General features: G+C 37.7%; 7 protein-coding genes. 6 read left to right on the top strand and 1 reads right to left on the bottom strand.

Annotated elements, in window-relative coordinates; genetic code table 11:
• Positions 1-296 (bottom strand): hypothetical protein (locus OO775_RS06930; RefSeq protein WP_264846355.1); only part of this gene is annotated, 296 nt, incomplete at its 3' end.
• 98 nt (positions 297-394) lie between these two features.
• On the opposite strand from OO775_RS06930, the gene OO775_RS06925 reads away from it, so the two are divergent.
• From OO775_RS06925 to OO775_RS06900, 6 genes are all read left to right on the top strand, one after another.
• Positions 395-1,228, top strand: coding sequence for a class I SAM-dependent methyltransferase (locus tag OO775_RS06925; protein ID WP_264846354.1), 834 nt, complete (start codon positions 395-397; stop codon positions 1,226-1,228).
• Between the two features lie 98 nt (positions 1,229-1,326).
• Positions 1,327-2,844 carry a RagB/SusD family nutrient uptake outer membrane protein gene (locus tag OO775_RS06920; RefSeq protein WP_264846353.1) on the top strand — a complete coding sequence of 506 codons (1,518 nt, stop codon included), beginning with the start codon at positions 1,327-1,329 and terminating at the stop codon, positions 2,842-2,844.
• 54 nt (positions 2,845-2,898) lie between these two features.
• Positions 2,899-4,029: a putative zinc-binding metallopeptidase gene (locus tag OO775_RS06915; protein ID WP_264846352.1), complete on the top strand. Its 1,131-nt coding sequence runs from the start codon at positions 2,899-2,901 to the stop codon at positions 4,027-4,029.
• A gap of 3 nt (positions 4,030-4,032) precedes the next feature.
• Positions 4,033-5,064: a DUF4302 domain-containing protein gene (locus OO775_RS06910; RefSeq protein WP_264846351.1), complete on the top strand. Its 1,032-nt coding sequence runs from the start codon at positions 4,033-4,035 to the stop codon at positions 5,062-5,064.
• Positions 5,065-5,090: 26 nt separating this feature from the next.
• Positions 5,091-5,684, top strand: coding sequence for a hypothetical protein (locus OO775_RS06905; RefSeq protein ID WP_264846350.1), 594 nt, complete (start codon positions 5,091-5,093; stop codon positions 5,682-5,684).
• A gap of 251 nt (positions 5,685-5,935) precedes the next feature.
• A complete protein-coding gene (locus OO775_RS06900) occupies positions 5,936-7,108 on the top strand; it encodes a DUF4856 domain-containing protein (protein ID WP_264846349.1) in 1,173 nt (390 codons plus the stop codon).
• Positions 7,109-7,304 lie beyond the last annotated feature (196 nt).

Raw genomic sequence — 7,304 nt, 5'->3', positions numbered from 1 at the left:
TAATTAGTTGAAGGTAGAAAACACTCGGATTGATGTTTCGGGGAAATTCTGAAAGATGAAAACGCTCGGATTGACGTTTCGGGGAAATCCTGAAAGATGAAAACACTCGGATTGACGTTTCGGGCAAATACCGAAAAGTAAAAACACTTGGATTGACGCTTCGGGCAAATCCCGAAAAGTAGAAACACTTGGATTGACGCTTCGGGCAAATACCGAAAGGTTAAAAACATTCGGATTGACGCTTCGGGCAAATCCTGAAAAGTAAGAATAAAAGGTTTTTGTTTTTGGTAATCCATATTTTTGTTTGAATGCGGAGAAAAGCACAAAAATGAATTGGTTGAGGTAAAATATATCCGATTTGTAAATGAAAAGTATTTGAAAAAATATAAGTAAAATGAAAAACGAAATAACAACAACTCAATTAGGGGATATTCCCGAAACGATGCTCATCACTTTATGGGCGAGAGCCACAGAAAGCAAACGAGCTGATGCGTTAATTCGTGATGAAAAAGCCATCGAAATGATGGAGCGGGTTGATTATGATTTTTCAAAGTTTGAAGGTGCAAAAATGTCGCAAATAGGCGTTTGCATTCGAGCTAAACTGATGGATGAGCAGACGAAAACGTTCCTGAATCAGTACCCCGATGCGGTGGTAATTCAGTTGGGAGCAGGTTTGGACACGCGTTACAACCGACTGAAAACAGCGTCTTTCACCCATTGGTACGACCTTGATTTATCCGAAGTTATTAGTATCCGAAAACAACTATTAACAGAGGACGAACGAAATACATTTTTGCCATTATCGCTTTTCGATTATCGTTGGGTAGATAAAGTGCTTTTGCATCACAAGCCCATTTTGATAATCATCGAAGGCGTACTAATGTACTTCACTCCGAAGGAAGTTCAGGATTTTTTCAATGAGCTTTGTTCTCGTTTTGAAGGGGTGCGTACTTCGGTACTTTTTGATATGCTATTTTACAAAGGGGTTGGACGAGCGAAGAACCACGATTCCGTGAAAAAAACTGCGGGGAAAGCCGAATTCAAATGGTCGTTACTCAACACCAAAGATATGGAGCAATGGAACAAAAATATTCACCTACAAAACGAATTTTATATGAGCGATTACGACAACGGACGCTTTCCGTGGATATCGAGAATGTTTTACAAAATTCCGTATTTTTATAAAAATTTCAATCAGCGAATCGTGCAGTTAGATTTAGGAAGATAAACCACAAGAAGTATGAATTTTAACATAAAATATTTCCTTTTAGAACGAGGTAGGGAATATAAAAGATAGAAAAAAATATGCGTAAATATCAAAAAGATATGAAATCAATCATAAAACTAACATTAGTAGGCTTGTTTCTGACCTCGTGTCAAGGTTTTTTGGATAAAGACCCTGATTCGTCGCTCAATGTGGCAATTGATTCGGAAGAAAAAATAGCAGAATTACTTACAGGAGCTTATCCTCAGGCGAGTTATTTTGCTTTTTTGGAAGCCCGAACCGATAATGTTGAGGAGCGAATCGGAGGGGTACACACGCGTCTGAACGAAGCGATGTACTTCTGGGAGGATTACGACCAAGAAGATTTGGACACGCCTTTGAACTACTGGAATGCGTGTTATGCAGGTATCGCACAGGCAAATAAAGCGTTGGAATTGTTGGCTTCATATCCGAAAACGGATCGCGTGAAGGCTTTGTACGGCGAGGCTTTTTTGCTTCGAGCGTATTTGCACTTTATGTTGGTAAACATCTGGGCAGAACCTTACGGAACAGAAAAAGCCAAGAATAGTGCTGGTATTCCGTATCTTACCAAACCCGAAAAACACGCTTTGGTCAATTACAAACGCGGAACAGTTGCTGAGGTTTACGAAAAAATTGAAGCCGATTTAAAGTTAGGAATTACGTTGGTTGATGATAATTTTTACAAAAAACCTAAGTTTCATTTTAATAAAAAAGCGGCTTATGCCTTTGCTTCGAGGTTTTACTTGATAAAAGGCGAATGGGATTTGGTTATTGAGTATGCCGATTACGTTCTGGGAAGCAACCCGAAACAAGCCTTGCGAAATTGGGAACATTACGCCAGATTGCACGGCAATAATCGTAAATCTTTGTTCGTTACCTATACCGCAACGGAAGAACCTGCTAATCTGCTAATTACTACTACCGAGTCGCGTTGGAAACGCAATTTACCCGTTGATAAATACGGATTTACTGACCAAAAAATCAGTGAGATATTTGCTTCAAAAGGCATTGATGGTTGTGATAGCGATGCAGGAAGAAAGCTCAATTATGTAACAACTTATTTGTTTTCAGATTCGGAAAGACCTGTAAATAACGGAGTGTATATTGCCAAGTTCGATGAATTGTCTCTTTTGGGAAGTACAGGAACGAAGCCCAAAGATTTGTACGTAACCAATGTGCTTTTCACCACTGATGAAGTCTTGCTTAACCGAATGGAAGCCTACGCAATGAAGCGTGAATACGAAAAATCGGTTGAAGATTTGAAAGAATATATACGAGGAAAATACGGAAATTTGGCTGTTCCGTCGTGTTCTAACGAGTCGTACACATCAATCAATAGTAGTTTTTATGAAGTGTATAGTCCTTTTTATGGACTGACTTTAAAGCAATTGGCTTTGGTCAAAATCATTTCGGATTTTCGTCAGAAGGAATTTCTGCACGAGGGATTGCGTTGGTTTGACATCCGCCGATTTTACATTCCCATTCGCCGAAATTCTAAAAATCCGATTTATCAACCGCTTCGCAAGGAAGATCCACGAAAGTTATTGCAAATTCCTGCTGAAGCCATCAATCGAGGTTTAGCACCCAATCCAAGATAATTTGTAGGGAAAGGACGTGTCCTTTCCGCTTAAATAAAAAATAATCAATATATAATGAGAAGAATATACATAATATTAACATTGGTTTTGCTCAGTTGTAACAAAGAAAAGCTATCCGACCAAAGTGTGGTGGAAGCCAACATTGTGCAACGCAATTACACCGAATTGGATACTTGGATACGCAACGAATTTACCCTACCTTACGGAATTGAGGTCAATTATCGTTGGGACGGAAACACGGCTCCAAAAGGAAGTTACACCTATCCGCCAGAGGCTAAAAATATTCAAAAAGTGTTGCAAACCATAAAGCATTTGTGGCTCGAAACTTATACATTGGCAAATGTGGGCGGAAAGGATTTCTTAAAAGGAAAAAATCCGATTAAGATTTATATGTATGGAGGGCAAAATGTTGATGAAAATGGAGTGGAATTATTGTCGAACACTGCGGCTACTTCGACAGAAATGCACTTGTACGATGTCAATAATTTCGATGAGAAAGATTATGCTAAAGTCTTTACTCTAATGCGAAGCGTACACCACCAATTTGCCAAACGATTGATGGAATTATTGCCTTACGACCGAGATAAATTTTTGAAAATCAGTTCAGGAGGATATGTGTCTAATACGAAAGAATTGCCTGAAAGAGAGCCCATTGCCAAATATATCCGTAAGGCTTCTGATTGTACAAAAGACCGAGATGTACAAGCCAACCAATCGTTTGCTTATGTGGTAAAAGCCGACCAAGATTTTCTGACGCTTCGTATGGGATTTTTCAGCGTTGGGAAAAATGTGACCACGCAAGGGAAATTATATAAAGCCAATTGCGAGGAAGTGTTGAATAACGGAAGCTCGGTGTCGGAAGTGGTTAGTACCGAAGGAATTAGAGCCAATCGCAGAGGTTTTTTTACTATTCATTCGATGCTTTCTTCCGAAGATGATATGGCTGAGGTAGTTAGCACTTATCTAACACATAGTGCCAAAGACGTTGAAAACGCTATCGCATTGGGAGGAATACCTTTTAATCCTTCCGACCCAGAAGACCAGCAAGCAGCTCAAGAGGCAGTAAAAAAACTTCGTCAAAAGCAAGAATTTGTAGAAGATTATTTCAAAAAGGAAATCAAAATCAATCTCAAACGAATGCAAACCATCAGCATTCAGCGACTTAAATCATACGTAAATCAATAAAATATGAAAAAATATCTTATTCTGTTGGCTATAATAGGACTTTTTTCTTGTAAAAAAGAAGATAATGGAATCTCTCCTTCACAAATAAACTTACAAAATATCAATAAGTTACGAAATGAACTCATTCAAGCTCCGTATGGTTGGAAAGTAATGTATTTTCCAAAAACGGATTCACTGACTTTTTCTAATAAGGATGAAATCTTCAAAAAAGGATTATATAATTATAGAGATCAATATGGTTATGGAGGTTATTATTTTTTGATGAAATTCTCTGAAAATGGAATAGTACAAATGCTTGCTGATTTTGACTCAAAAAGTAGCACAAAATACAAAGAAAGTCAGTTTGAAATAAAGCAAAATACTTTTACGGAACTTAGTTTTACGACCTATAATTACATTCATCAATTAGTAAACGAACAGTTAGAAGGCAAGTCTGATTTTTTGTATTTGCGTAAGGATTTTGACCAAAATTTATTGTTCAAAACCACTAATTCTATTGAACCTGCTCGTGAATACATCATTTTTGAAAAGCTAAAATCGGAACAGGCGTGGAAGCATCAATCAGAAAATAATGTTCAAAAAGCATACGAAAACAGAACATTTTTTGCAGAAATGAAAAATCCACAAATAATTATCCGAAAAGGAAATAGGGCTTTTTTCCAAAGTGATGTTTTTATTAAAACTAATACAGGAACTCCTGCATATAATCGTTTTCTTAAAGGAATGACAGCTAATCGGTATTATGTGTTTTTGGCAGGTAAGAAATGGAATGCCAATCCAAATATTACAGTTCCCGATGAGAGTTACGCTTTGGGTTCAGGATATGTAGGAACAGAGCAAGGAATTACGTTCAGAACGGGAATTCGGTACGATAAGAACTATATTTTTTATGATTTTGAGCGAAAAGGAGATACATTTGTATGCGAATTGGTCAAAGTGTACGACCCTATTTATAAAAGATATATGTTTGTAAGCAAACATCTTTATCCTGATGGTGAGCCAACGCATTTTGTTGCCGAAATAGTTGACAAATAGAAACAAACGAAAAAAATAATATAACAATGAATAGAAAATATTTATTTTTAATAATATTATTGGGGATTTTTTCCTGCAATGTAAAAGATAGCGACCCAGTGGAGGAAGATTACAGCAAATTATTTCCTTGGAAGGGAATTGAAAAACCTGAAAATGCCTACGAGGATATGAATATCCGATTGTGCAATCCCAACGATGCTTTGAGTAGTTATCGCTATCCTGGGGTTTCCATTGATAACCAGCGGGAGTACGACGTAACCATAAAATGCCAGTACAGAGAAGCTCCACAAACTTCCTCACTTGCCAGATTTGAAGTCCGTTTTATTGATGACAAAAAGCAAATTGTTGCAGTGGGGTCAGACGCTTCGAACAGCAATATAACTCACAAACTTACCGATGGAGTGGAATTTTCTAAAACGTTTCGAGTGAAATCAGGCTATCCGATGTATTTGTTAGTCAACGGAATTGGCGATAGAGGTTCGAACATAAAAGCCAGTATCACAGCTGTTTCAAAAGATGGACTGATTGTCGTTCCGACTCTTAGTTCCGAACAATCGCAAAACAATGAAGGTCCCAACAGAATTCCGTCTCCGTATTGTGAGTATATTATTTTGCCATAAATGTGTTGGAGCAATAGCGGAGCAAATTGTATCGAGAATTGAAATAAAATATGAATGATTTTATAAAGGTATGATGATGATTTTGAGTGTCAGGCTGAGCGAAGTCGAAGCCTTATCATTACAAGGCTTCGACTTCGCTCAGCCTGACAAAAATACCTACTTATGTTTATTATACTTTTATATAATTTCAAAAAACAAAATTAAATAACCAACTGAACAAGGCGTTTCTTGTTCTTACAAATAGAAAAAATATGTGGAAATATACAATTTTAATAGTGTCCCTTTTGGTGTTGGGGTGTAACAAAGGCGAGGGAGAGACGGTAGAGTCGGCGTACGTAGAGCCTTTGCCTCTCGAACTCAAGTACAGCTTTTCCCGCAACGGAAGTAGTAGTGTTGACGTGTTGGAATGCGAACTGGTCAAAGAGCCTATCGACCGAATCTATAATTCTTATCTGAAAAGAGCTCAGATTTCAAATCAAAGCAATTACGATGAGGTAATGGGATTGTTTACCAACGGAATGTATCACCTAAGACCGAAAGAAGAAATAGCTACTTCGCCTTTGCATCTTGCTAAAAAATCGGTTATTGAACAAGATATAATAACGCTCATTGATGTATCGAGTGCGATTGCAGGAAGAGGAGAAGCCAATCCTTCTGATCACAGAAATCGTCCTGCTAATTACGGACGCACGGGATATATCGGCCAGAGTATCGGTGATGTAAATCTTTCCTTTGCAGATGAAAAAGGCTTAGTGGTAGCTGAAATTTTCAACAATTCACTAATGGGAGCTATTTATCTGGATAAAATCCTGAATTATCACTTGGACGAACAATTTTTTGACAATGCCGAGCTTATCGCCAAACACGAAAATGTAGAATTACTGGTGGGAAGGAATTACACCGAGTTGGAACATCATTGGGATTTGGCGTACGGATACTTCGCTTTCTTGCGACCACTGGTACAAGCTGAGGGAATTGCTTTGCTCAAAGATAGCGAACGAACCCTCTTTAATGCTTTTGTTCAGGGGCGTATTGAGCTGGGAAGATATCGTTATGAGGATATGAAAAAACATCTGAAAATCATCAGAAGTGAACTTTCCCGAGCCATCGCCATTCAGATTGTGGATATTTTGGTGGGTGAAAATACCTTAGTCAATATGGATGAAGGGACGGGCTATGCATTTCCTTTTATTTCTCGTGCGTACGGACTTATTTACACGATGCAATTTGCCAGAAACGCAGAGGGAAAACCTTATTTCACGTATGAGGAGGTTCAAAGTTACCTGCAAGAACTTAAAAATGATAAAGGTTTGTGGGATAAAGATAAGCTCCTTTCCGATGTTAATCATAAAGGTTCTTTAAAGAATATTGCTTCCGAAATAGGAAAACCTTTCGGAATTTCAATCAATGATATAAAAAGATAAAGTAAAGTGGATTTTCTTTTCATTAAGAAGAAATCAGTAAAAAGGAAGTTGATAAATATTCAAAAACAGATAGATTGTTCTTATTTTTAACAAGGAAATTCAAAAAATCATCAGGGAAGGAGTATATCCCTACTGTGGAAGGATAAAAATCATTAGGGAAAGAGTGTATCCCTGCTGGGGAAGGATAAAAATCATC

This window comes from Capnocytophaga catalasegens (assembly GCF_026005215.1).
In the GTDB taxonomy this organism is placed as follows: Bacteria; Bacteroidota; Bacteroidia; order Flavobacteriales; family Flavobacteriaceae; genus Capnocytophaga; species Capnocytophaga catalasegens.
The sequence above is the reverse complement of the archived record's forward strand: the minus strand, read 5'-3'. Positions and strand labels throughout refer to the sequence as shown.